At 57.4% G+C, this 25,198-nt stretch carries 24 protein-coding genes and 2 tRNA genes; 9 read left to right on the top strand and 17 right to left on the bottom strand.

Annotated features, from left to right (window positions below):
- Positions 1 to 115: 115 nt before the first annotated feature.
- The 14 genes from ybgF to QRN20_RS04295 all read right to left on the bottom strand — a co-directional run bounded on the left by ybgF (position 116) and on the right by QRN20_RS04295 (position 12,120).
- Positions 116 to 931 (bottom strand): tol-pal system protein YbgF, encoded by an 816-nt coding sequence (gene ybgF / locus QRN20_RS04230; RefSeq protein ID WP_054998489.1) that lies wholly within the window; start codon positions 929 to 931, stop codon positions 116 to 118.
- Positions 932 to 937: 6 nt separating this feature from the next.
- Positions 938 to 1,435, bottom strand: a complete 498-nt coding sequence (pal, locus tag QRN20_RS04235) for a peptidoglycan-associated lipoprotein Pal (protein ID WP_025994450.1) — start codon at positions 1,433 to 1,435, stop codon at positions 938 to 940.
- A gap of 52 nt (positions 1,436 to 1,487) precedes the next feature.
- Entirely contained in the window at positions 1,488 to 2,789 is a 1,302-nt protein-coding gene (tolB, locus tag QRN20_RS04240) for a Tol-Pal system beta propeller repeat protein TolB (protein ID WP_004879154.1), read from the bottom strand.
- The gene (gene tolA, locus QRN20_RS04245) at positions 2,786 to 3,856 is read right to left on the bottom strand and encodes a cell envelope integrity protein TolA (protein ID WP_004879153.1); all 1,071 of its coding nucleotides are present in this window, start codon (positions 3,854 to 3,856) and stop codon (positions 2,786 to 2,788) included. Before tolA ends, tolB begins: the two co-directional genes overlap by 4 nt.
- Complete coding sequence (gene tolR, locus QRN20_RS04250; RefSeq protein ID WP_002554654.1) at positions 3,856 to 4,320, bottom strand: protein TolR; 465 nt, start codon at positions 4,318 to 4,320, stop codon at positions 3,856 to 3,858. The genes tolA and tolR overlap by 1 nt, the downstream gene beginning before the upstream one ends.
- Positions 4,321 to 4,334: 14 nt before the next feature.
- A complete protein-coding gene (gene tolQ / locus QRN20_RS04255; protein WP_004879148.1) occupies positions 4,335 to 5,030 on the bottom strand; it encodes a protein TolQ in 696 nt (231 codons plus the stop codon).
- Entirely contained in the window at positions 5,020 to 5,487 is a 468-nt protein-coding gene (gene ybgC / locus QRN20_RS04260) for a tol-pal system-associated acyl-CoA thioesterase (protein WP_004879146.1), read from the bottom strand. The genes tolQ and ybgC overlap by 11 nt, the downstream gene beginning before the upstream one ends.
- A 135-nt stretch (positions 5,488 to 5,622) precedes the next feature.
- Complete coding sequence (ruvB, locus tag QRN20_RS04265; RefSeq protein WP_029241678.1) at positions 5,623 to 6,681, bottom strand: Holliday junction branch migration DNA helicase RuvB; 1,059 nt, start codon at positions 6,679 to 6,681, stop codon at positions 5,623 to 5,625.
- Positions 6,682 to 7,290 (bottom strand): Holliday junction branch migration protein RuvA, encoded by a 609-nt coding sequence (gene ruvA, locus QRN20_RS04270; RefSeq protein ID WP_004879141.1) that lies wholly within the window; start codon positions 7,288 to 7,290, stop codon positions 6,682 to 6,684. It abuts the gene before it with no gap.
- A 106-nt stretch (positions 7,291 to 7,396) separates the two neighbouring features.
- The gene (gene ruvC, locus QRN20_RS04275; protein WP_004879140.1) at positions 7,397 to 7,921 is read right to left on the bottom strand and encodes a crossover junction endodeoxyribonuclease RuvC; all 525 of its coding nucleotides are present in this window, start codon (positions 7,919 to 7,921) and stop codon (positions 7,397 to 7,399) included.
- A 128-nt stretch (positions 7,922 to 8,049) separates the two neighbouring features.
- Positions 8,050 to 8,796: a YebC/PmpR family DNA-binding transcriptional regulator gene (locus QRN20_RS04280; protein WP_004879139.1), complete on the bottom strand. Its 747-nt coding sequence runs from the start codon at positions 8,794 to 8,796 to the stop codon at positions 8,050 to 8,052.
- A 113-nt stretch (positions 8,797 to 8,909) separates the two neighbouring features.
- Positions 8,910 to 10,685, bottom strand: coding sequence for an aspartate--tRNA ligase (gene aspS, locus QRN20_RS04285; protein WP_025994454.1), 1,776 nt, complete (start codon positions 10,683 to 10,685; stop codon positions 8,910 to 8,912).
- Positions 10,686 to 10,974: 289 nt separating this feature from the next.
- Positions 10,975 to 11,319, bottom strand: coding sequence for a ribbon-helix-helix domain-containing protein (locus tag QRN20_RS04290; RefSeq protein ID WP_057408873.1), 345 nt, complete (start codon positions 11,317 to 11,319; stop codon positions 10,975 to 10,977).
- A gap of 327 nt (positions 11,320 to 11,646) precedes the next feature.
- Entirely contained in the window at positions 11,647 to 12,120 is a 474-nt protein-coding gene (locus QRN20_RS04295; protein WP_004879132.1) for a Dps family protein, read from the bottom strand.
- Positions 12,121 to 12,579: 459 nt separating this feature from the next.
- Here QRN20_RS04295 and QRN20_RS04300 point away from each other — a divergent pair, with 459 nt between their 5' ends.
- Positions 12,580 to 13,185, top strand: a complete 606-nt coding sequence (locus tag QRN20_RS04300) for a cold-shock protein (RefSeq protein ID WP_122500773.1) — start codon at positions 12,580 to 12,582, stop codon at positions 13,183 to 13,185.
- A 59-nt stretch (positions 13,186 to 13,244) separates the two neighbouring features.
- Here QRN20_RS04300 and QRN20_RS04305 read toward each other — a convergent pair whose 3' ends face one another.
- Both QRN20_RS04305 and QRN20_RS04310 read right to left on the bottom strand, forming a co-directional pair.
- Positions 13,245 to 13,451 carry a SlyX family protein gene (locus tag QRN20_RS04305; RefSeq protein ID WP_029241681.1) on the bottom strand — a complete coding sequence of 69 codons (207 nt, stop codon included), beginning with the start codon at positions 13,449 to 13,451 and terminating at the stop codon, positions 13,245 to 13,247.
- A gap of 2 nt (positions 13,452 to 13,453) precedes the next feature.
- The gene (locus QRN20_RS04310) at positions 13,454 to 13,879 is read right to left on the bottom strand and encodes an HIT domain-containing protein (RefSeq protein WP_004879130.1); all 426 of its coding nucleotides are present in this window, start codon (positions 13,877 to 13,879) and stop codon (positions 13,454 to 13,456) included.
- Between the two features lie 669 nt (positions 13,880 to 14,548).
- On the opposite strand from QRN20_RS04310, the gene QRN20_RS04315 reads away from it, so the two are divergent.
- The 4 genes from QRN20_RS04315 (at position 14,549) to QRN20_RS04330 (ending at position 19,100) form a co-directional block, all read left to right on the top strand.
- The gene (locus QRN20_RS04315) at positions 14,549 to 14,716 is read left to right on the top strand and encodes a hypothetical protein (protein WP_162876943.1); all 168 of its coding nucleotides are present in this window, start codon (positions 14,549 to 14,551) and stop codon (positions 14,714 to 14,716) included.
- Between the two features lie 131 nt (positions 14,717 to 14,847).
- Positions 14,848 to 16,188 (top strand): OprD family porin, encoded by a 1,341-nt coding sequence (locus QRN20_RS04320; RefSeq protein WP_004879128.1) that lies wholly within the window; start codon positions 14,848 to 14,850, stop codon positions 16,186 to 16,188.
- Positions 16,189 to 16,359: 171 nt separating this feature from the next.
- Positions 16,360 to 18,075, top strand: coding sequence for a proline--tRNA ligase (locus QRN20_RS04325; protein WP_043305408.1), 1,716 nt, complete (start codon positions 16,360 to 16,362; stop codon positions 18,073 to 18,075).
- A gap of 68 nt (positions 18,076 to 18,143) precedes the next feature.
- Complete coding sequence (locus tag QRN20_RS04330) at positions 18,144 to 19,100, top strand: hypothetical protein (RefSeq protein ID WP_096766594.1); 957 nt, start codon at positions 18,144 to 18,146, stop codon at positions 19,098 to 19,100.
- Positions 19,101 to 19,133: 33 nt separating this feature from the next.
- Here QRN20_RS04330 and dinB read toward each other — a convergent pair whose 3' ends face one another.
- Positions 19,134 to 20,195 (bottom strand): DNA polymerase IV, encoded by a 1,062-nt coding sequence (gene dinB, locus QRN20_RS04335; protein ID WP_004879122.1) that lies wholly within the window; start codon positions 20,193 to 20,195, stop codon positions 19,134 to 19,136.
- Between the two features lie 261 nt (positions 20,196 to 20,456).
- Here dinB and QRN20_RS04340 point away from each other — a divergent pair.
- The 4 genes from QRN20_RS04340 (at position 20,457) to QRN20_RS04355 (ending at position 25,168) form a co-directional block, all read left to right on the top strand.
- Positions 20,457 to 20,533 (top strand) — tRNA-Met (locus QRN20_RS04340).
- 232 nt (positions 20,534 to 20,765) lie between these two features.
- Positions 20,766 to 20,842 (top strand) — tRNA-Met (locus tag QRN20_RS04345).
- Positions 20,843 to 21,194: 352 nt separating this feature from the next.
- Positions 21,195 to 23,837: a bifunctional lysylphosphatidylglycerol flippase/synthetase MprF gene (mprF, locus tag QRN20_RS04350; protein ID WP_122433933.1), complete on the top strand. Its 2,643-nt coding sequence runs from the start codon at positions 21,195 to 21,197 to the stop codon at positions 23,835 to 23,837.
- Positions 23,837 to 25,168 (top strand): virulence factor family protein, encoded by a 1,332-nt coding sequence (locus tag QRN20_RS04355; protein WP_122500772.1) that lies wholly within the window; start codon positions 23,837 to 23,839, stop codon positions 25,166 to 25,168. The genes mprF and QRN20_RS04355 overlap by 1 nt, the downstream gene beginning before the upstream one ends.
- The last annotated feature ends 30 nt before the right edge of the window (positions 25,169 to 25,198 follow it).

A 25,198-nucleotide genomic window follows, 5' to 3' on the forward strand; every position in this document is an offset into this window, starting at 1 on the left:
ACCCTGCACTCGCAGAATCCAGAGAAGCGTAATGTATGTACCGGAATTTCGGGTGCGAGATTCTAACGAAAAAAGCCGCGACGAGCGCGGCTTTCTTGATTTGCGAGTCAGGACATCAAAGTCGCTGAAGGTCTCGCTGCGCCAGCTGGGCGGCAGAGGTACCCGGATACTGGGCAACAACCTGCTGCAGAATGCCTTTTACCTTGTCATTGTGACCCAGGCGGCGCTCTACATCGGCCAGCTTGTACAGCGAATCAGGCACCTTGGCGTGCTTCGGGTATTGCTGACTCACCTTGGCGAATGCCTGACCTGCGCCTTGAAGATCGCCTTTGGCCAGATTCACTTCACCCAGCCAGTATTGGGCATTGCCCGCATACGAACTGTTGGGATACTTGCGCAGGAATGCGGTGAAGGCCTGACTGGCCTTGTCGAAATCCTTTGCCTTGATCAAATCGAAGGCTGCTTCGTAATAAAGCTTTTCCTTCGCCGGGTCAGGAGGCTCGGTGCCTGCTGCCGGTGCCTGAGCGGCTTGAGCCGACGGCGTCCCACTGGCGTCTACAGCGCCACCAGAAGGTTGTGAATTATTGGTAGCCGGAGCGGCTGCGCCACTGGCTATGCGCTGATCGAGTTCCTGATAACGCTCCAGAGCTTCCTGCTTCATGCGCTGGATATCGTTCTGCTGAACCTCGACAAGCCCGCGCAAACGCGCGATTTCTTCCTGCATTTGCTGCAACTGCATGAACAGCTGACCTTGTGCCGAGGGAGGAGGTGTTACCCCTCCCCCGGCATAGGCGCCGGACGTGCCATAACCCGCTGGCGGATAACTGCTGCTGCCAGAGCCAGAATTGTTATCGACCACAGGAGCCGCACCCAACGCTGAAAGCGGAAGGGCGAGGGCCAAAACGGTTAGAGCACGTCGGCACGTTCGCATGTCAAATTACTTACGCAGTTCGACGCGACGGTTCTGAGCCCACGACTGCTCGTCGTTGCCGGTAGCAACTGGACGCTCTTCGCCGTAGGAAACCAGTTCCAGCTGAGCTGGGGAAACACCTTGCAGTACCAGGTAACGCTGAACGGCTTTCGCACGACGCTCGCCCAGTGCCATGTTGTACTCACGAGTACCACGTTCGTCGGTGTTGCCTTCCAGAACAACGCGAGCGCCGTTGGATTTCAGGTCTTTAGCGTGCACGTCCAGGGAGCGCATGGCTTCTGGCTTCAGGTCCGAACTGTCGTATTCGAAGTAGAAGGTGGTGATTGCGCGCAGAGCAGCTTCTTCGCTCAGGGAACCGTCAACAGCACCAGTGTTGGCGCCGTAACCAGCGTTAGGGTCGACAGCGCCAGCACCGGCATTGTCGCCGCCTTTGGACGAGCAACCTACAGCTACAGCCATGGCCAGAGCCAGCGCAGCAAACTTACCAAACTTCAGCATTTCCATCTTGAAACTCCTAATGAACCCCAGTGTGTTAAGCAAATCGTGTAGCGCCGCGTCAGTTCAGGTAAGGGGACCAGGAAGGTTCTCTGACTTCGCCTTGAGCGGTAGGAAGCGGGAGCCTTACGCGTCCGTTAATGGACACGAGCATCAAGACTCCCCGGCCCTGCTGGCGGGTGGCGTAGATTACCATGGTGCCGTTGGGCGCAACAGTAGGCGACTCATCAAGGTTGCTATCTGTGAGGATTTTTACGCTTCCGCGGGCCAAATCCTGCACTGCGACCTTGAAATTAGTGAAGCCGTCCTGCCTGTGAATCATCACCAGCGTCTTTTCATCGGCTGACAATTTCGGATTGGCGTTGTAGTTACCCACGAACGTAACACGTTCGGCACCACCGCCGTTGATATTGGTTTTATAGATTTGCGGCTTTCCACCACGGTCCGACGTGAAGTAGATCGTCGAGCCATCCTTGCCGAAGAACGGTTCGGTGTCGATGGAAGAGTCATTGGTCACACGGCTCAACTGACGCGAAGCCAGGTTGATCACGTAGATCTCCGGGTTGCCGTCCTTGGACAGCACGAATGCCAGCTTGGTGCCATCCGGCGACCACGCAGGCGCGCCGTTCAGGCCTTCGAAGTTGGTGATCTGCTCACGACGACCGGTATCGATGTGTTGAACGAAGATGCGCGGACGCTTCTGTTCGAACGACACATAGGCAATACGCTTGCCGTCCGGCGCAAAGCGCGGCGACAGGATCGGCTCACGGGATTGCAACAGCGTTACCGCACGCGCACCGTCGTAGTCCGAACGTTGCAGGGTATAGCGCGTATTGTTTTCCGAGAAACGCTCTGCCGTGACGTACAGCATGCGCGTCGAGAACGCACCCTTGATGCCCACGAGCTTCTCGAACGACTGGTCTGCAATGTAGTGCGCCATGTCGCGCAGCTGGTCATTGGTACCGGATACGTTACCGGTCAGTACCTGTTGTTCGGTGGCTACGTTGAACAGCGCGTATTGAATCTGCAGACGACCGCCTGCAGGAACAATGTTGCCGACCATGACGTACTGGGCACCCAGCGCTTTCCAGTCACGGAAAATGACTTCGCTGGCCTGGGTCGGCAAGCTGATCATGTTCTGCTTCGGGATCGGCGAGTAGTAGCCGGAGTTGCGCAGGTCGTTGCCGATTATCTCCGCCATGTCTTCCGGCAGCACGTTGCCGCCCTGCCAGCCGAACGGCACGACAGCGATCGGTGTGGCACGGTCACTGCCGCTGGTGACCAGAATGTTCTTTTCTTCTGCGGCCGCCACTCCGGCTGCACAGCAGAGAACGAAAAGCAGTCCTCGAAAAAGGTTGATCACAAGGCTAGATCTCCAGGTGTGAATGTCATCTTGAATGAACGATAGGGAGCGAAGTCAGCGGGCTTCAGACCCTGCATTTCTGTCAAACGCCCAATGTTTTTCACCGCAGCAACCGCAGAGCTGTCAAATGGCCCGTCACCGCTGGACTTGGCAATCGACACGGAGGCGATTGTACCGTCCGGCAGCATGCCGATCTGCAACGTTACCGACATGTTGTTACGTGCCGATGGAGGACGACTCCAGCCTTCGGATGCACGCACGCGAATCAGATCGTCGAAGCTGCCAGCGGTTTCGTCGCCACGTTCGTCTGCCAGAGCCTGTTGCCGTTCCGGTTTATCGGACAGCAGATCGGCCAGTGCCTGCGCCTTCTTGTCTTCAGCAGATTTACGGGCAGCTTCCTGCGCTTTCTTGGCGGAGTCGGCAGCGGCTTTCTTCTTCGCGTCCTCGGCAGCCTTCTTCTTGGCGTCTTCTGCGGCCTTTTTCTTGGCCTCGTCAGCCGCCTGCTTCTTGGCTTCCTCGGCAGCAGCCTTCTTGGCGTCTTCCTCGGCTTTCTTCTTCGCTTCGTCTTCGGCTTTTTTCTTGGCTATGTCGGCCAGTTGTTTCTCTTCAGCCTTCTTGGCGTCGGCAACCTTCTTGGCCTCATCAGCTTTCTTGGCGTCGTCAGCCTTTTTGGCCTCTTCCGCTTTCTGCTCGGCCTTCTTGGCTTCGTCCGCCGCCTTTTGTTCTTCCGCTTTTTGAGCGGACTCTTCTTTCTTTTGTTCCGCAGCTTTAACAGCTTCCTGCTTCAACTGCTCGATTTTCTTCTGCTCCAACTGCTCGACTTCAGTCTGTCGTGCAGCCGTCTTTTTTGCCTCGCCAGCAATTTTCTGGTTGGTCTGGGTCGTCGCCTGACTCTTGGACTTGAGCTGATAGAGCGTTGCCTGAACGATAGGCTTGGCTTCAGGCAGATCGGGCGTCATCGCAAAGCTCACAAAGAGCATGCCGAAAATCAGGATGTGCAACGCCACAGCCCAGACACTGGGCCAGAAATAGCTTTCCGAGGCTGTCGGCTCTCGAATCGGCTGCATCAGGGGGCCTCGGTAATCAAGCCAACATTCCCGACCCCGGCTTTCTGCAACCCACCCATCGTGCCCATGACCGAACCGTAATCAACGGTCTTGTCACCACGGATGAACACCTGCGTCTGCTTGCCGGCATCACGCCCGGCAGCGACGATCTTGGTGACGGCGGCAGTCAGCTGCGGCAAGGTCATTGCCTTGTCCATCTGCTTGTCGGTATCGACTTCGCTGCCAAGGTTCCAGTAATAGGTCTTGTCAGCCTTGATCGAAATGGTCAGGACCTGATTGTTGTTGTCCTGCGGCAAAGCCTCGCTGGAGACCTTGGGCAAGTCGACCTTCACGCCCTGGTTGATCATGGGAGCCGTCACCATGAAAATCACGAGCAGCACCAGCATCACGTCGATGTAGGGCACTACGTTCATTTCGGCGACCGGCTTGCGTTTTCTGCGTCGATCTCGAGCGATTAAAGCCATGGGGAATTACCTGCTCACTCTTCGCTGGTGTGCACTTTACGGTGCAGGATGGCCTGGAACTCTTCAGCGAACGTGTAGTAACGGCTGATCAGAGTCTCGCTGCGCGCGGAGAAACGGTTGTAGGCAATAACGGCCGGGATTGCCGCGAACAGGCCAATGGCTGTTGCGATAAGGGCTTCGGCAATACCTGGCGCCACAGTGGCGAGAGTCGCCTGCTGAGCGGTTGCCAGACCACGGAAGGAGTTCATGATCCCCCAGACGGTACCGAACAGACCGACATACGGGCTGGTGGAACCCACGGTCGCCAGGAACGACAGACCGGACTCAAGTTTTTCTTCCTCACGGGAAATGGCAACACGCATGGCACGGGCCACACCTTCCATCACCGCATCAGGATCGACACCTGACTGCTGACGCAGACGGGAAAACTCCTTGAAGCCTGCACGGAAGATCTGCTCGACGCCCGAGTCAGGATCAGGATTGCTGCCTGCCTGACGGTACAGCTTGGACAAATCGATACCGGACCAGAAACGCTCTTCGAAGCTGTCCAGTGCACGCCGACCTGCACGCAGCATGTTGCTGCGCTGAAAAATCACGATCCATGAAGTGACCGAGGCGGCCACCAGAATCAGCATCACCAACTGAACAACAATGCTGGCATTGCTGACCAAACTCCACATGGAGGAATGGTCGACGACGTTAGCTTCCACGCTTTATCTCCTGCTCTGAATGTGTGCCCGCGCCGCTCTGATCGGCAAAGGCCGCTCGCAGAGCTTCGGGAATGGCCCGGGGTTTCAAACTATCGGCGCTTACACACGCCACCAAGAACTGCCCCTCGCAGAGCAGCGTTGCATCCGACGCCCGCCTGACTTGCTGTTGAAAGCGCAGGCTGACACGGTTCAATTCGGTTACCTGTGCACTGACGAGCAATTCGTCATCCAGCCGCGCCGGCTTGTGATAACGCGCCTCGCTGGAGTGCACGACAAACAGCAGGTTGTCCTGCGCCATTGCTGACTGGGCGAAACCAAGATCGCGCAGCCGCTCGGTACGAGCCCGTTCCATGAATTTCAGATAATTGACGTAGTAGACGATGCCGCCAGCATCGGTGTCCTCGTAATAAACGCGACAGCGATGTGCGAACGACTGAACCCCGTTTTGCGCGCGCATACTCTAGTGCTTACTCCTCACGTTGCCAATCGGGTCAGGCAACTGTTTTTCAACGATTTGCCGCTCGCCGCCTGTAACGCCGATGAGACTGGCAATGTGACACACAGACGGCGATTAAATTGCATGACGTCACATTTAATCAGCCGGATCATCGATAAATTCCTCGGCGGCCGGCAGCTCTCCCATCCGGGAAGGGATGTTGAGACCGAAGTGCAGATAGGCATGACGGGTCACGACCCTGCCGCGCGGTGTGCGCATCATATAGCCTTGCTGGATCAAATAGGGCTCCAGTACGTCTTCAATCGTATGGCGCTCTTCGCTGATGGCCGCCGCGAGGCTGTCGACACCCACCGGACCGCCATCGAACTTCTCGATCATGGTCAACAGCAGGCGCCTGTCCTGATGGTCGAAACCGTGCTCGTCAACGTCCAGAAGGTTCAGGGCCTTATCGGCGGTCTGCCGGGTAATCTGCCCGTTACCGCGCACTTCGGCGAAGTCACGCACACGGCGCAACAGGCGGTTGGCGATACGCGGGGTGCCACGGGCACGGCGTGCAATTTCAAACGCGCCTTCAGGCTCGATGACCAGCCCCAGAATGCCGGCTGAACGGGTCACAATCGTCGACAGATCGGCGATGCTGTAGAACTCCAGACGCTGGACGATACCGAAACGGTCACGCAACGGATTGGTCAGCATACCCGCACGGGTGGTCGCACCAACCAGCGTGAACGGCGGCAGGTCGAGCTTGATGGACCGTGCAGCAGGCCCCTCCCCGATCATGATGTCCAGCTGAAAGTCTTCCATCGCCGGGTACAGGACTTCTTCCACAATGGGCGACAGCCTGTGAATCTCGTCGATGAAAAGCACGTCGTTGGGTTCAAGATTGGTCAGAATTGCGGCCAGATCACCGGGCCTTTCGAGCACCGGCCCGGACGTGCTCTTGATCGAGACCCCCATTTCCTGAGCAATGATATTGGCCAGTGTGGTCTTGCCCAGACCCGGAGGCCCGAAGATCAGGGTGTGATCCAGAGATTCATTGCGCCCTCGTGCAGCCTGGATGAACAACTCCATCTGCTCGCGAACCGTTGGCTGACCAATGTAGTCGGCCAGGCTGAGCGGGCGAATCGCACGGTCCAGCTGTTCGTCGCGATCACGGCCGCCGGTAGCGGTTATCAAGCGGTCGGCATCTATCACTTAGCCCATCCCCTTCAATGCACGCCGGATGAGATCGGCACTGCTCAAATCTTTTTCCTTGATGGCGGAAACGGCCTTGCTTGCTTCCTGAGGTTTGTAGCCCAGCGATATCAACGCACTGACCGCATCGGACTCGGCCGACGCCACGGGTTCAGCCTGATTCGGACCACTGGAAACCAGTGTGAACGTGCCCGGCAGCGACTCCCAGGCCTTGAAGCGATCCTTGAGCTCAACCAGCAGACGCTCGGCGGTCTTCTTGCCGACACCAGGAATGCGGGTCAGCGCAGAGGTGTCCTGAGCCTGAACGCAGCGTACCAGCTCATCGACTTCAAGACCGGACATCAATGCCAGTGCCAACTTGGGGCCGACGCCATTGAGACGGATCAGCTCTCGAAACAGTTCGCGCTCGCGCTTTTCATAAAAGCCATACAGCAGGTGCGCGTCCTCTCGGACCACAAGATGCGTATGCAGGGTCACGGGTTCACCGACGTGGGGTAGCCGGTACAGCGTAGTCATCGGCACCTCCAGCTCATAACCGACGCCATTGACGTCCAGCACCAGATGCGGAGGCTGTTTTTCGGCGAGAAAGCCGCGTAAACGTCCAATCACGTTTCAGATCCTTTCGTGTTGCCTGTCGCTTGCGCGAAAAAGTTGGTAACAATCATCACAGAGCCAGCCAGCCCTGCAAGTAAAAAAATGCGTGCGAATGATGCAGTCACAGACGCAGCCTGCCGCCCCGGCTACGTGCCGTGCTCAAACCGTGAGGAAGAAGACTGGAACGGGTGTGCGCATGGCATAACGCAATGGCCAGCGCATCGGAAGCATCTATCTGTGGCTTCTGAGTCAGCTTGAGCAGGTGCATGACCATCATCATCACCTGCTCCTTATTGGCACCGCCGGTACCGGCCACAGCCTGCTTGACCTGGGTCGCCGTATATTCGGCAATCTCGAGTTCTTCTTCGGCTCCCGCCACGATGGCCGCGCCCCGGGCCTGGCCGAGCTTGAGCGCGGAATCAGCGTTTTTTGCCATGAAGACCTTTTCGATCCCCATCGTCACAGGGCCATAGGTCTTGATCACCTCGCGAACACCGCGATAGACGATTTGCAGACGTTCATGCAGCTCACCGCTGCCGGTGCGAATACAGCCCGACGCCACGTAGACGCAGCCGCGGCCGGTGTCACGCACCACGCCGTAGCCTGTGATTCGCGAACCGGGGTCAATACCAAGAATAAGAGTCATAACGCCTGCAGCAAGAAAAGATGACGCAACACAATGAGCGCAGCATAAAGGCAGAAGCCGGAGGCCGATAGCCGCAATCACTCACGGCTTCGTTCCCCCGGCTTCCAGTGCAGCTTGTCTGACGAGAGTCAGCCCAGTTGCTCCATGACCTCGTCCGGAATTTCTGCGTTCGAATAGACGTTCTGCACGTCATCCAGGTCTTCAAGCATGTCGATCAGCTTGAGCACCTTTTCGGCGGTTTCCAGATCAAGCACGGCACTGGTGGTCGGTAGCATGACGATTTCCGCATCCGACGCCTTGAAACCCGCCGCTTCCAGCGCGTTACGCACGGCATAGAACCCGGAAAAGGATGTGAAGACATCAATGGAGCCGTCTTCATTGGTCACGACGTCATCGGCATCCGCTTCCATTGCCGCTTCGATCAAGGCGTCTTCATCGACACCCGCAGCGAAGGATATCTGCCCCTTGCGGTCGAACAGGTAGGCAACGGAACCGTCGGTGCCCAGGTTGCCACCACATTTGGTAAACGCGTGACGCACAGCGGCGGCAGTCCGGTTGCGGTTGTCAGTCATGGTTTCGACCATGATCGCCACGCCGCCCGGACCGTAGCCCTCGTAACCCAGCTCTTCGACATCATCGCCATCGGAAGCGCCCACGCCACGCGCCACAGCACGATCAATGGTGTCACGGGTCATGTTCGCGCCAAGCGCCTTGTCCAGCGCCAGACGCAGACGCGGGTTGGAGCCAGGATCGCCGCCACCCTGACGAGCGGCAACGGTCAGCTCACGAATCCATTTGGTGAAGATCTTGCCTTTTTTGGCATCCTGACGCTCTTTGCGGTGCTTGATGTTCGCCCACTTAGAATGACCTGCCATTTCTCGCTCCAGATTCTTTTCGAAACACCTTCACCTTTCGCCCATGCAACAGGCAAAAAGTTTCACTCGATTCGGGCAATGCAGGGCGTACCCAGGATACGCCCTGCCCGGCATCACTCGGCCTTTGGCTGCTCGCGCAGGCGAATGTGCAGTTCACGCAGGGCCTTGGCGTCAACGACACCCGGCGCCTGGGTCATGACGTCCGCAGCGCTCTGGGTTTTCGGGAAGGCAATGACTTCACGAATCGACTGAGCGCCAGTCATCAGCATCACCAGACGATCCAGACCGAACGCCAGACCACCGTGCGGTGGCGCGCCGTATTTCAGAGCGTCCAGCAGGAAGCCGAACTTCTCCTGCTGCTCATCTTCGGCGATGCCCAGCAGACGGAATACCGCCTGTTGCATTTCCTTGCGATGAATACGGATCGAACCGCCACCCAGCTCGGTGCCGTTCAGAACCATGTCGTAGGCGCGGGACAACGCAGTGGCCGGGTTGGCTTCCAACTCTTCAGGCGTGCACTTGGGTGCAGTGAAGGGGTGGTGCAACGCGGTGAAACTGCCGTCGTCGTTCTCTTCGAACATCGGGAAGTCGACGACCCACATCGGAGCCCATTCGCAGGTGTGCAGCTTCAGATCGTTACCGACCTTGATGCGCAGTGCGCCCAGCGCTTCGCTGACGATCTTGGCCTTGTCAGCACCGAAGAACACGATATCGCCATCCACCGCACCTACGCGATCAAGGATCACGTTGAGGTTGGCTTCAGGGATGTTCTTGACGATCGGCGACTGCAGGCCGTCCACGCCATTGGCGCGCTCGTTGACCTTGATGTACGCCAGACCCTTGGCACCGTAGATGCCGACGAACTTGGTGTAATCGTCGATCTGCTTGCGCGGCATGCTCGCGCCGCCTGGAACACGCAGCGCAGCGATGCGGCACTTCGGATCGTTTGCCGGACCGCTGAATACCTTGAACTCGACTTCCTTGAGCTGATCGGCCACGTCGACCAGTTCCAGCGGGTTACGCAGGTCCGGCTTGTCGGAACCATAGCGACGCATGGCTTCTTCGAAGGTCATGTGCGGGAATTCGCCGAATTCCAGATCAAGGACTTCCTTGAACAGCTGACGAACCATCTTCTCGGTCAGACCGATGATGTCCTTCTCGTCGAGGAAGCTGGTCTCGATGTCGATCTGGGTGAATTCCGGCTGGCGGTCGGCACGCAGGTCTTCGTCGCGGAAGCACTTGGCAATCTGGTAGTAACGGTCGAAACCGGCAACCATCAGCAGTTGCTTGAACAACTGAGGCGATTGCGGCAACGCGAAGAAGCTGCCCGGGTGTGTGCGGCTCGGGACCAGATAGTCGCGAGCGCCTTCCGGCGTGGCACGCGTCAGGATCGGCGTCTCGACATCGAGGAAGCCGTTGTCATCCAGATAACGACGGATGCTGGTGGTGATGCGCGAACGCAGACGCAGCTTTTCAGCCATCTCCGGACGACGCAGGTCGATGAAGCGATACCGCAGGCGGGTTTCTTCGCCGACATCGGAGTATTCGTTCAGCGGGAACGGCGGGGTTTCCGACTCGTTCAGCACTTCCAGCTCATAGCCCAGCACTTCGATGGCACCCGAGGCCATGTTGGGGTTCACGGCACCGGCAGGACGCGCACGGACCTTGCCGACAACCTTGACCACATATTCGCTGCGAACACGGTCGGCAGCGGCGAAGGTGTCTGCACGATCAGGGTCGAACACCACTTGAGCCATGCCTTCACGGTCGCGGATATCGAGGAAGATAACGCCTCCATGGTCACGGCGACGGTGGACCCATCCGCAAAGGGTAATTTCCTGACCTTCCAGGCTCTCGTTCAGTTGGCCGCAATAATGGCTGCGCATCATGATGGTGGTTTCACTTCTCGTAATTCGAAAATTCGGTGGGGCTTTCGCTCCTGGCTTGCGCTCAATAGTGCAAGGCACCGGCACACAGTTCAAGCCAGCCCTCGCCCACGCAGAGTCATGCCCGTTAGCAAGGCGGAGGATTATATAGAGTTAATCGATGCCGTGCAGCCGAACGAACCTATCCCGCCAGGATAAGTTCGTGGCTGCCCCGTGCGCTGAAGCAGTTCGCTCGCGACACCGGGAAGGCGCGGCCCCGCCAGAGGCGAGCCCGCAGAATGAGGGGGTCAAGCTAGGCCTGGTAGATGCCCTGACGATCGGTCTTCAAGAGATGCGCCACACAGACGACGCGAATCAGACCGCTGAAATTCTTTACACCGCCATGGCGCAGATGAACCTCTCTATCAATATAGGAAAGCACGGCATTCACCGAGCAGTTATTGGAGTTCGCAATACCGGACAGTATGTTCCAGTACACGTTCTCGAGACGCAGACACGTTGCCAGACCGTTGAGCCGGACAGACTTGGAATGGGGTTGTGCCAGCGTCATGTTGAAATCCTCGACAAAAGGATCATCACGTATCGTCGCATGACGACTTAAATCCTTGACCTCGCGTTCGACACCGTGTGCCATCATCTTGATAACCTCTGTTAGTTAAATTCGGAACAGAAAAAGGGAAACATTTATAAACAAGTGACTACCTGACCTATAAAGCCCGATCCATGAATTTATATCCAGCAGCGGTTGTACTTGCTCACCGTAGGACATGACTACAAGAGACTAAGGAATATCAAGACGTGCAACAGCGATAACTCAAAACGCCACCTTGGACGCCCTTGATAGTTATATGACTGCAGGAAAAGAACGGAATCGGTCACACCGAAGGCAGGCGACCCAGACGCAGAGGAGGTAGCGCAGAGGGTGGTGCTGGCGAGCGGCACAGGGTGCCACCCGCCGATATCATTACTTCGACTCAAGCATCGAGCGCAACATCCATGCAGTTTTTTCATGAACCTGCATGCGCTGCGTCAACAGATCCGCAGTAGGTTCATCACTGACTTTATCCAACAACGGAAAAATACTACGTGCCGTGCGGACAACAGCCTCTTGACCCTGAACCAGACTTTTGATCATATCTTCAGCACTTGGCACGCCCTCTTCTTCCTTGATGGTAGAAAGACGCGCATAGGTCGAATAAGTACCCGGTGCAGGAAAACCCAACGCACGAATACGCTCGGCGATGGAGTCGACTGCCAGAGCCAGTTCGTTGTATTGCTCTTCAAACATCAGATGGAGCGTACGAAACATTGGCCCACTGACGTTCCAGTGAAAGTTGTGGGTCTTGAGATAGAGCACATAAGTATCCGAAAGCAGATGCGAAAGACCGTCAACGATCGATTTGCGATCTTCTTCACTGATACCAATATCGATTGCCATGTTTCATGTCCTTTTAGTGAGGATTGGAAAGCAGTAACAGCCGCTACTCTATCAAGAGAAGAGGAGCCGTGCAGCTTTCTGTCGACGTGCAGCCCGACGCTGACGTACGCGCAGGAGAAATACCGGTGGCGTCAGCCAGGCCTTTTCATGACACCCGCGAGGGCCGGAAGCGCCAAACCCGCCAGAAAGCCTTTCGAAGGCTCTGTTTCGGCACTTGCAGGAGGACTGATCATGCAGCTCACGCTGCGGCCCACACGCTGTTTTTGACTGCGTAAACGACTGATTTGAGTAGCATCGGGCTTTGCTGTTAAATACACCGCGTGTCGCTGAAGCGTTGTCATCCGGCTTGGCGCATAGGCTGGCCCATCGCTCGTGTATCACGCCTCCTCCTGTTCAGAAGCGTACCGGGCGTTACCCGCTATTTCTTGTAATCCTTCTTGACCTGTGAGCTTTTTAAAAATGTTGAAAATTGTCCACCTGGTAACGGGAGCAGCAGCTCTGTTGCTTTCTTTCATCCCCAGCCTGCGTAGCGAAGCGGTCGCTCCCTACCTGCAACAGCCTGACGCGCTTTTTCTGGCTTTTCTGGGGCTACTCAACCTGATTCTCGCTCCGGTAATTCCCTACTGGAATCGAGGCACCCGTCACACACTGCAAAATCTGGTCAGTGCATTGCTCGTTCTTGCCGTCGTGCTGCAAATCCTCACGCTACTTGTTCCGCTGCAATATATAGCAGGCCAGCCAGCGATCATTGCCGGCCTGGTAACCGCCATCGTAGCTGTCGCCCTGCATCTTGGGGTGAGCTTCTACAGACCGTCCCCTTCGCCCGCACCACAGAGCCATGACATGGGTAACCGTGATACCGGCACCGTAAAGTGGTTCAACACCTCGAAGGGCTTCGGTTTTATCTCGCGTGACTCCGGCGACGATATCTTTGTGCATTTTCGCGCCATTCGCGGTGAAGGTCATCGCGTGCTGGTCGAAGGTCAGCGCGTCGAGTTCTCGGTGATGAATCGAGACAAAGGCCTGCAAGCCGAAGACGTTATCGCAGCTCTGCCTCGCCGCTGATTTCTAACGGCGATAAAAAACCGCGACCTCCATGGGAGGCCGCGGTTTTTTTATGTCTGTCAGTAATGAGGTGGTGGCGCATCTTCCTCGAAGGTTTCGAACTGATTGCCCAACTCCTCCTGCCGCTTGAGCATAGCGGTCACCTGCAGTTGTAACTGGTCAAGCTCGCGTCGTTGAGCCACCAGCACGTCATTCAATGCCTGAATGGTATCGTCCTGAAAGGTCAGACGGCTCTCAAGCTCCATGACTCGCTCATCAAGGTTCATGATTATTCCCCCTCAAATCGGAAATCAGTCGTTAACACAGGCTTCAGCCTTTCACGAATGGCAGCAAACGCCTCATCCGTATAAGGAACCGCCTGATGCTTGCCCCACACCGGTGCAGGCCAGGCAGCGTCGTCGCGCTTACGCACGATTACATGCATATGGAGCTGGCTGACGACATTGCCAAGCGCTGCAACATTGAGCTTATCAGCGCTGAACAGATCCTTGAGAATCTTCGACAGAGTGGTGGTTTCCTGCCAGAGCTGCAGCTGATCCTGCGCGGAAAGCTCAAATACCTCACTGATGTCGGCGCGACGAGGCACAAGAATGAACCACGGGTAGTTCGAGTCATTGGAGAGCAAAAGCCGACATAGCGGAAAGTCGCCCAAGGGCCGGGTGTCTTGCAGCAGACGTGAATCCAGAACGAACACGATAAAAGCTCCTGATTGCCAGATTAGGTAGTCGCCCTGCCCTGTGACAGCAGGATGCCTGACGTTTTGAAAGGATACGCGTGATCGGGCAAGGCTTCACCCCGGGGCGGTCGCAGCATCTTACCGACGTAGTGAACAACGGCTGACCACGCCTCGGCCCCGCTCGCACCAGAATGCAGCTGAAATCCTTGAAACCGCACTGAATTGAACCGCGTGCGAGCCTCAGGAACAGCGCTGGGTGCAGGGATACCCATCACTTGAATTGCTTTGATCGCTCAAAAACCTGAATCCGGGTCATGAAAATGAAACAGGGTCTCGATCAACATGAACCGCGCACAAGCGTCGCTCCAGAGTCAGGCAGTCACATCGACCGGTGCCCCAAAACCACACACTGATGTTGCGTCGCCAACACTGAGGGTGCGCGATTTACACAAATACAGGTGGGAAACGGTAACAAATCCGGGGCCTGCGGCTAACCTGATACCTGCCGGGCATCGCATGTGAAAATTTTCTTATGGAAATTTTCACGTTAAAACAATCGGATACAGCGTAAAGTCGACGCTGATTCTGATTTTTCACAAATTTTTTTCATACGATGGAATTTTGTGCACGCTTGTTGCTATATCACCCATATGGTCACGCTGCTTCTGGCGGAAAACAGAAGCGAAAATGACCAAGGGAAAACAGTTCGTGCCGCGCAATGACGCTGTCGACCAGCCAGACCGCGCAGAGTCTCTCCCTGAGGCCTTTGCCTGGAACAGCCCGAAACAGCTCAAGCGAAGCACCAACAAGGATGACGCACTCAGCGACACCGCCGTAAAGATTCTGAAAGGATAGGGCTGCACCTATCGCAAGCATCGTCAGCGTGAGGTAGTTTTTCCGCCGACATAAAAATAGAAAAGGCCGCCCAGATAAAAAAACAGGTGGGACGGCTTGAGTACCTTCTAAAAACCAAAGGAGCAATCACGATGAGAGTGATGAAGTGGAGCGCAATCGCACTGGCCGTTACTGCAGCCAGCGCCCAACTGGCAACAGCGGCACCGTTCGTCAGTGATCAGGCTGAGGCCAAGGGTTTTGTTGAAGGCAGCACGCTTGACCTGAAGTTGCGCAATTATTATTTCAACCGCGACAACAAAGGCGACGGCAACCAGGATCAGCGTGACTGGACCCAAGGTTTGTGGACGAACTTCAGCTCTGGCTACACTCAGGGTACTGTCGGCGTAGGTGTGGAAGCGTTCGGCTATTTTGGGTTGAAGCTCTGGGGGCCAGACACTTATTCCGGATCCACCAACCTGGTTACCGACCGAAATGGCGGTAACGAAGATACGCTTGGCAAACTGGGCGGCGCAGTAAAATTCCGCGTATCTAAGACCGAGCTTAAAATCGGCGACATGCAGCCTACCAGCCCGGTATTTGCAGTCGGCGGATCTCGACTACTGCCACAGACAGCCAGCGGCATAAGCCTGCAAAGCAGTGAGATCAAAGGCCTTGATCTTGAGGGTGGTCACTTCTATTCCGGCACCAGTCAGAACGACACAAGTCATGACGGAAGCATCTGGGCGAACTACGCCGGGGTGCGGGCTAATAGTGCAGACTTCGCTGGCGGCAAATACGCAATTAACGACGCTCTGGGCGTTGCGTTCTATGCAGCCAAGCTTGAAGACGTGTGGAATCAGTACTACGGAAACGTTAACTACGCGCTTCCGCTGGGTAACGAGCAGTCTCTTGCTTTCGACGCCAACCTCTACCGCACTACGGATGAGGGCAGCGCAAAAGCAGGCTCGATCAGCAACACCACCTACTCCCTCTCCGCAGCCTACTCTTTTCTGGCTGCGCACACAGTTACCGTTGCCTTCCAAAAAGTTAACGGCGATACGCCTTTCGATTACATAGGCATTGGCGATAACAACCGCGGCGGCGACTCGATTTTCCTAGCGAACTCCGTCCAGTATTCTGACTTCAACGGTCCTGGGGAGAAGTCCTGGCAGGTGCGTTACGACCTGAACATGGCACCCTATGGCGTTCCTGGTCTGAGCTTCATGACGCGTTACCTCAATGGTGACAACATCGACGGCACCGGCCTGGCTGCAAACTCGACTTACCGCAAAAATGACGGCAGCCCAATTTATGGCGCTGACGGCAAACACCACGAGACCAACCTGGAAGCCAAGTACGTCGTACAGACAGGCCCTGCAAAAGACCTGTCCTTCCGCATGCGTCAAGCATGGCACCGTGGCAACGACGCTCAGGCTGACGGCGACGTCAACGAGTTCCGCCTGATCGTCGATTACCCTATTTCGATCCTGTAATCACGGTTCTGCACTCGGCAATACGAAAAGCCCGGCTCATGCCGGGCTTTTTCTTACCTGCGCGAAAGCTCGGCCGCACACCCCGAACGACCGCCCTGCCCTGTACGCCACCGGCACATCACCGTACAATCCCGAGTCATTTCCAGTCTCAGCAACCGACAACGGCCAACCATGCGCACCAGTCAATTTTTGCTCGCCACACAGAAAGAAACCCCTTCCGATGCGGTCGTGGTCAGCCATCAGCTGATGCTGCGCGCCGGCATGATCCGCAAGCTCGCCTCCGGCCTGTACACCTGGCTGCCGATGGGCCTTCGCGTGCTGCGCAAGGTAGAAGCCATCGTTCGCGAGGAGATGGACGCTGCAGGCGCACTCGAAATCCTGATGCCGGGTATTCAGCCCGCAGAACTATGGCAGGAGTCCGGCCGCTGGGTGCAGTACGGCCCTGAATTGATGCGTCTGGTCGACCGCCACCAACGTGATTTCTGCCTGGGCCCGACCCACGAAGAAGTCATCACCGATCTGGCCCGCAACGAGCTGAACAGCTACAAGCAGTTGCCGATTAATATGTACCAGATCCAGACCAAATTCCGTGACGAGATCCGCCCACGCTTCGGCCTGATGCGCGGTCGCGAGTTCGTCATGAAGGATGCCTACTCGTTCCACGCCGATCATGCTTCGTTGCAGGAAACCTACGACCGCATGCATCAGGCGTACAGCAATGTCTTTACCCGCCTGGGGCTGAAATTCCGCCCGGTCGAGGCAGATAACGGTTCGATAGGTGGTGCAGGCTCGCACGAGTTCCACGTACTGGCCGAATCCGGCGAAGACGACATCGTGTTCAGTGATGGTTCCGACTACGCCGCCAACATTGAAAAAGCCGAAGCGGTGCCACGCGAAACGTCGCGCCCTGCTCCGACCGAAGAGCTGCGTCTGGTCGACACACCGAACACCAAGACCATCGCGCAACTGGTCGAAGGCTTCGATCTGCCGATCGAAAAGACCGTCAAGACCCTGGTGGTGCATGCTGCCGAAGAAGGCAAGCTGGTTGCACTGATCATTCGTGGCGACCACGAACTCAACGAAATCAAGGCCACCAGACTGGAGCAGGTCGCAGACCCTCTGGTCATGGCGTCCGAAGCCGAACTGCGTGACGCCATCGGCGCAGGCGCAGGCTCACTGGGCCCGCTCAACCTGCCACTGCCTTGCATCATTGATCGCTCGGTCGCGCTGATGAGCGATTTCAGTGTCGGTGCCAACATCGACGACAAGCACTACTTCGGCGTCAACTGGGAGCGTGATCTGCCGGTTCCGGCCATTGCCGATCTGCGCAATGTGGTTGCTGGCGACCCAAGCCCCGATGGCAAGGGCACCCTGGAAATCAAGCGTGGCATCGAAGTCGGCCATATCTTCCAGCTGGGCACCAAGTACAGCGAAGCCATGAAGTGCCAGGTACTGGGCGAGAATGGCAAGCCGGTCAACCTGTCCATGGGTTGCTATGGCATCGGCGTGTCCCGCGTGGTTGCTGCGGCCATCGAACAGAACAGCGACGAGAACGGCATTATCTGGAACGATACACTGGCACCCTTCCAGATCGCCCTGATCCCGCTGCGCTACGAAACCGACGCCGTACGTGAAGCGACAGACAAACTGTACGCCGAGCTGAAAGCCGCCGGTTTTGAAGTGCTGCTCGATGACCGCGACAAGAAAACCAGCCCGGGCATCAAGTTCGCAGACATGGAACTGATCGGCATCCCGCATCGCATCGTGGTCAGTGATCGGGGTCTGGCCGAAGGGAATCTGGAATACAAGAGCCGTACCGAGTCGCAACCGCAAGCCCTTGCAGTTGCTGACGTGCTGTCGTTCATTCAGGGCCGCGTGAAACGCTGAGTCAAAAGGCGCATCGGCATCTGTCGATGCGCCACTCATCACAGGCCCCATCCGCATCAAGAGATCCCATGTTCAAACGAAGCACCTTAAGCCTCGGCAGCGCCGTTCTCTGCGGCACGTTCCTCGTCGGTGGCTGTGCCAATCAGTTGTCACAGCGCAGCGAACATGAGGAACGTGTCGAGCGAAAACTGCTTGAACACACCTTGCAGGTCGATATCGGCGAACCCAAGACACTGGAGTTGCCGCAACGACGTGTGCGCATCCACGAACACAAGTCGTTCGAGGTCACCGACTTCGAAGTCACACGTCACTACGACCGCTACACGCCCTATCAGCCCTGGCGGGAGATCTATGAAATACCGCTCGGTGCAGTCGCGGTCGTGGCTGGCGTAGGCGCCAACGTGGTCAATGTCTTCGCACTGGGCAGTCTGCCGGAAAGCGTGACCAAGGACTGGATCAGCTACGGCGTTGCCGGGATGAACCCGTTCATGAACGCGCCCTCGCATGGCCGCGCCGAGCAAAACCTGGCGGGTATCGATGAGGTTCAGAAAGACAAGCGCATCGAGAATTCCACCCTGCCGTGGAGCGAGCGCTCGGTCATGGTCAAGGCGGGTAACGACACCCACGAGATGACCACAGACCGCAACGGCGTACTGAGGCTCAATCTGCTGGACAGCCCGTTTGCAGAACAGGATCTGAGCCGTGTCACTCGTATCTACATCAATGTGGAAGACGAACAGGACAACGCACACGCCAATGAGAGCCTGCCAATCAGCCACTCACTGCGCGGCAAACTCCTGGAAGCACATGCGCTGATTTACGATGATCTGGAAGACGACGAAGTAAGCCAGTGGGTGCATCGAGTCAAGCGCCTGTCGGATCTTGGTCTTGAAGAAGAAGCCAGTGAACTGGAACAGAGCCTCATCGAACTGACGCGCAATGATCCACAGCTGCAGAACGAGTTTCTGAAGTCGCTGGCCAGGGATGCCGGTCGTCTGGTTGCGGTTCCTGCACAAGCGCAATGAACATTGGGCTCCGTGATCGCACGGAGCCGCCTGTTAGCGCGTGAACAATTCCAGTTGCTCGTGTGCCGCACGCAAGTCGTGCAGCCGCATCCCTACGCCCAATAACCGAACCGGCTTCCCACCCCGCGCGAAAGCCTGCGCCAGTAACTGCTCATAGCTGCCCAGATCCCTGCCTGCGCCGGTCTGTTCCAGCGTGGTCTGAGTGAAGTCATGGAATTTCACTTTGACGAAGGGTTTGCCCGGCCGGTACTGGCCTTCCATTCGCGCCATGCGGTGGGTCAGCGTCTCCAGCAAGGCAGGCAGCTTTTCCAGGCAACTGGCCAGATCAGGCAGATCCTTGTCGTAAGTATTCTCGACACTGACCGACTGACGCCGACTGTCATTCTGCACAGGCCGGTCATCGATGCCATGCGCAAGACTCCAGAGCCGTTCGCCGAAACTGCCGAACTCACGCACCAGCGCCAGCTTGCTACGGCTGCGCAGATCCGCACAGTCGACAATCCCCAGACGCCCCAGCTTGTCGGCCGTGACCTTGCCCACCCCGTGCAGCTTGTTGACAGGCAGCGATGCGACAAAGTCCTCGACCTGATCCGGGGTAATGACAAACAGCCCGTTCGGCTTTTTCCAGTCGCTGGCGATTTTGGCCAGAAACTTGTTGGGCGCAACGCCCGCCGATACGGTGATGTGCAGCTGATTCGAAACCCTGCGCCGGATATCCTGAGCAATGCGCGTCGCACTCCCCGAGAAGTGGCTCGCATCGGATACGTCCAGAAACGCCTCATCCAGAGACAGCGGCTCGATCAGGTCGGTGTAATCGCGAAATATCGTCTGGATTTCCTTCGATGCTTCTTTATAGGCATCCATACGCGGCTTGACGATGGTCAGGTCCGGACAGAGCTTGAGGGCATGTCGAGAGGACATGGCAGAACGCACACCGTACGCACGCGCCTCGTAGTTGCAGGTGGCGATAACCCCCCGCCGCTCTGCCGAGCCCCCTACTGCCAAAGGCTTGGCCGCCAGACTCGGGTCGTCGCGCATTTCGATGGCTGCGTAAAAGCAGTCACAGTCGATGTGGATGATTTTGCGCTGCGTCATGACCTGATGAGATTTTGATATCCATGGTCAGGCAGTATCTCACTGCTATCAACCCGTGACACGCACGTCCTGAAAATGCGCGATGAAAAGGCCGCATTTGCATCGCTGCTCGTAGGTAAACACCACCCGAAGCCCGGCGGGCCGGGCGTCAAAGGTCGTTCACACCCCCGCTTCGCCTCGCTAACCACTTGAAGGAGAAGCACTTTTTTGAAACTAATCATTGACACCCCGACAACTCTCTGTAGAATGCCGCCACACAGACGCGGGATGGAGCAGTCTGGTAGCTCGTCGGGCTCATAACCCGAAGGTCGTCGGTTCAAATCCGGCTCCCGCAACCAAACATCAAGAAAGGCTACTCGAAAGAGTGGCCTTTTTTGTGCGCGCTCATAAAGCGTCGCCTCCTGCTTCTATGTCGCCTCCTGCTTCTATGTCGCCTCCTGCTTCTATATAGAAGAGCTGGGCCAGCCCGGAACGCGTAGGTGGATCCAAGCATTAAGCGAGGTTATTTTCAGCTTTCGAGCATTAAGGGTTGACACTTTTGCGTTCGGCTGTAGAATGCCGCCACACAGACGCGGGATGGAGCAGTCTGGTAGCTCGTCGGGCTCATAACCCGAAGGTCGTCGGTTCAAATCCGGCTCCCGCAACCAAACATCGAAGAAGGCTGCTCGAAAGAGTGGCCTTTTTTGTGCCTGATGAAAACCCCCCTCCTCGATATCAGTAACTGTCTGACAAAAAAGACTATTTGCTCCAGACACTGAAGCCCTATCATCACGAACGTCACGTAATGTTTCCATTTACGACAGTTTTTTCACATGCGGCCGATAGGCTTATGGCTAAGCTGAATCAGACCTGAATCACGGCTGAACAGCATTGACCCGTTCTATTCGCTATTCGCTCGTTAGGCGTTGACGCGCTAACATCCTGAAATATTTTTTGCGTAGGGATTGGTAACTTGGCTGTATACCTCCATCCTGTCGCGCACGATCCAAGGAGTGATTGATGCGCGACAACACGTCAGATTCCAATGAAACAGTGAATGCCGACCAACCCGGCAAACCCGCACGCCTGCAGTGGCGCGAGTTGCTGAGCAAGTATCGCCAGCCTATCGGGCTGGCCGTGATGCTGCTGCTGTTCGGCCTGGCATTGATCGCCTGCCGGCACATGCTCATCGAGATGGACTGGTACGCGCTGCACGATTCCCTGTTCGCAGTGCCCCTGGCCTCTCTGGGCGGCGCGCTGCTGGCCGCGATAATCGGCTACGTCATCCTGATGGGTTACGAGCTGTCGGCCAGTCGCTACGCCAACGTCGACCTGCCGACCAAAACGCTGATCCTTGGTGGTTTCACGTCGTTTGCGATTGGCAATGCGGTAGGTCTGTCGATGCTGTCCGGCGGCTCGGTCCGTTATCGCCTGTACTCGCGACATGGTATCGGCGCGATTGAAATTGCCCGAATGACCGTGTTCGCCAGCCTCTCGCTGGGCTGTGCGCTGCCGCCACTCGCTGCGCTGGCGACCTTGAGCAACCTGTCCGGCGCATCGCTCGCATTGAAGCTTCCCGTCGAGATTCTCGCGGTCATTGCGACTGCGGTATTGGTCGGCAGCATTTTACTGGCGGTCGCCATCTATCGCCGTCGCCTGCCGGAACAGGATATCCCCCACAACATTCTGGTACGCCTTGGTCGCCGCACCCTGCGCCTTCCGAACCTGCGTCTGACCCTGATCCAACTGGTGATCACCGCGCTGGACGTGGCCGCCGCGGCTCTGGTGCTTTACCTACTGCTGCCCCAGGCGCCACCGCTGGGCGCATTCATGCTGATCTACCTGCTGGCGCTCGCCGCTGGCGTACTCAGTCATGTACCCGGTGGCGTCGGCGTCTTCGAAGCGATTCTGCTGGCTGCGTTTGCCAATGAGCTGGGCGCTGCGCCGCTGGCGGCCGCCCTGTTGCTGTATCGCCTGATCTACGTCGTGCTGCCGCTGCTGCTGGCATGCCTGACGTTGTTGTTCACCGAAGCCCAACGATTGCTTCCGACCCGACAGGCGATGCGCGTCGCGTCAGGTCTGGCAGCACCGATCCTGGCACTACTGGTTTTCTTGTCGGGGGTGGTGCTGCTCTTCTCTGGTGCCACCCCTGAAATCGATACCCGATTGGAAAACGTCGGCTTCATGATTCCCCATCGCCTGATCGATGCCTCGCACTTCGGTGCGAGCCTGGTCGGCGTACTCTGCCTGCTGCTGGCGCAAGGGCTGCGCCGACGACTGTCCGCTGCCTGGGTGCTCACCGTGATCCTGTTGCTGGTGGGTGCCGTGCTGTCGATGCTCAAGGGCTTCGACTGGGAAGAAGCCAGCCTTCTGCTGCTGACTGCGGTCCTGCTGATGACCTTCCGCCGCTCGTTCTATCGCCCAAGCCGCCTTCTGGAAGTGCCGTTTTCTCCGCTTTATCTGATCGCCAGCGTCTGCGTGGTCGGTGCGTCGATCTGGCTGCTGCTGTTTGCTTATCAGGACGTGCCTTACAGCCACCAGCTGTGGTGGCAGTTCACGCTGGACGCCGATGCTCCTCGCGGCCTGCGCTCGGCGCTGGGCAGCGCGGTTCTTCTGGTGGTGGTCTCCCTGACCTGGCTGCTGCGCACTGCACGTCCCGTGATCAAGCTGCCTGACGCAGCCGACCTGGACAAGGCGGCCGAGATTCTCAAAGCTTCCAGCCAGCCGGACGGCGGGCTGGTACTGACCGGCGACAAGGCCATTCTGTTTCATCCGGCCGGCAACGCTTTCCTGATGTATTCGCACCGCGGCCGCAGTCTCGTTGCGCTTTATGACCCTATCGGCCCGACACAACAGCGTGCCGAACTGATCTGGCAATTCCGTGACCTGTGCGATGTTCACCATGCACGTCCAGTGTTCTATCAGGTACGCGCTGAAAACCTGCCGTTCTACATGGACATTGGCCTGACCGCGATCAAGCTGGGCGAAGAAGCACGAGTCAACCTGCTGAAGTTCGATATCGAAGCCAAAGGCAAGGAGATGAAAGACCTGCGCTACACCTGGAACCGTGGTGGTCGTGATGGTCTTTCGCTGGAGATCTACGAGCAGGGCGAAGCGCCAATCGACGAACTCAAAGCGATCTCCGATGCCTGGCTGACCGGCAAGAATGTGCGAGAGAAAGGCTTTTCTCTGGGACGCTTCAACCCCGAATACCTCAAGTATTTCCGCATTGCGATCGTTCACTTCCAGGGCAAGCCGGTGGCGTTTTCCAACCTGCTGGAAACCACCAGCCACGAACTGGCCAGCCTCGACCTGATGCGCTCGCATCCGGACGCGCCCAAATTGACCATGGAATTCATGATGGTCGGGTTGATTCTGCATTATAAGGCGCAGGGCTATTCCCGCTTCAGCCTGGGTATGGTGCCGCTGTCCGGCCTGCAGCCGAGACGCGGCGCACCACTGACCCAGCGTCTGGGCTCGATGATCTTCCGCCGTGGAGAACAGCTCTACAACTTCCAGGGGCTGCGCCGCTTCAAGGACAAGTTCCAGCCCGACTGGGAACCTCGTTATATGGCCGTGCCTGCCGGACTCGATCCGCTCGTGGCACTGGCTGACACTGCCGCCCTGATTGCGGGCGGCCTGACTGGATTGGTGAAACGCTGATGATTCGACGCTCCTGGCGCCTTTTGCTCGCAGCTCTGGTAATTTTTCTTTTGGTCGCACTGGGAGTCTGGATCTGGAACCGCCCCGCTCCACCCGCCACACTTGAGCACTCGAATCTGGATGACGGGGCCGCGCTGACCAGCGTGACACCCGCCACCAGCATCAAGACCCGTATCGCACTGGCTGTCACTGCCGAGGAAATGCTCACCGACAAGCAATTGCTGGCCATCAGCAAAGACGCGTCGGCGCGCATCGTTCAGGTTGTTCTGCCGAAAGACGATTGCGTCATGCAGCAGAAGACGTTCCAGAGCGCCCTCGAAAAACTGGACGGCCCTGCACTGGTCGTCGGCGGCATAGGCCCCGGCGCAACGCTGGCCTGGCGCTGGCTGGCCGGACAGACTGACGACAAGGCTCAGGCCATCTCCGTGGGCTTCGCCCTTGAGCACGTGTCCAATCCGCCACCGGTGGTGGACGAAGGCGACACGCCGCCACGCATCTGTGACGTGCCGCTGCCGCAGAAAGCGCCGCACGGTCACTGGCTGGCGGCCTGGAATGACGCGCCGGATGACCCGAGCGCAGCGTTCGTAAGGGATCAGACCAACGCCGATACCAGCATCAGCGACTACGATATCCCGCTGCCACAGGTTCTGAACACCGAACTGCGTCATCTGCTGCTGGGTGAAAACGACAGCGGGGGTCTGGGTATTCCAGTCGTTGAAGTACCGGCCAGCCAACCATCCGACACCGTCACGCTGTTCATGTCCGGTGATGGCGGCTGGCGCGATCTGGACAAGGTTGTCGCAGGCGATATGGCGAAAATGGGCTATCCGGTGGTCGGCATCGACGTGCTGCGTTACTACTGGGAGCACAAGACGCCCGAGCAGACCGCCGTCGACCTCACCGACCTGATGAACCACTACCGTCAGAAATGGGGCACCAAGCGCTTCATTCTTGCCGGTTACTCGTTCGGCGCTGACGTCATGCCTGCGATCTACAACCGTCTGGCGACGGACGATCAGAACCGCGTAGACGCAATCATCCTGCTGGCATTCGCCCGCTCGGGCAGTTTCGAGATCCACGTGGATGGCTGGCTGGGCAACGCAGGCAAGGAAGCAACGACCGGACCTGAGATGGCCAAGCTGCCTGCCGCCAAGGTGTTCTGCGTCTATGGCATCGAAGAGAAGAAGGACAGCGGTTGCACCGACACCACAGCAGTGGGTGAAGCGGTCCAGTTGCCCGGCGGTCATCACTTCGATGAAGACTACCCCGCGCTGGCCAAACGCCTGATCGACGCCATCAACAAGCGTCAGGGCAAGACCGGCGCTCAATAACCGGTCAGTTGTCAGAGCCAAAAAAATCCC

It is taken from the genome of Pseudomonas sp. fls2-241-TYG-175 (assembly GCF_030209155.1).
GTDB classification, from domain to species: Bacteria; Pseudomonadota; Gammaproteobacteria; order Pseudomonadales; family Pseudomonadaceae; genus Aquipseudomonas; species Aquipseudomonas viridiflava.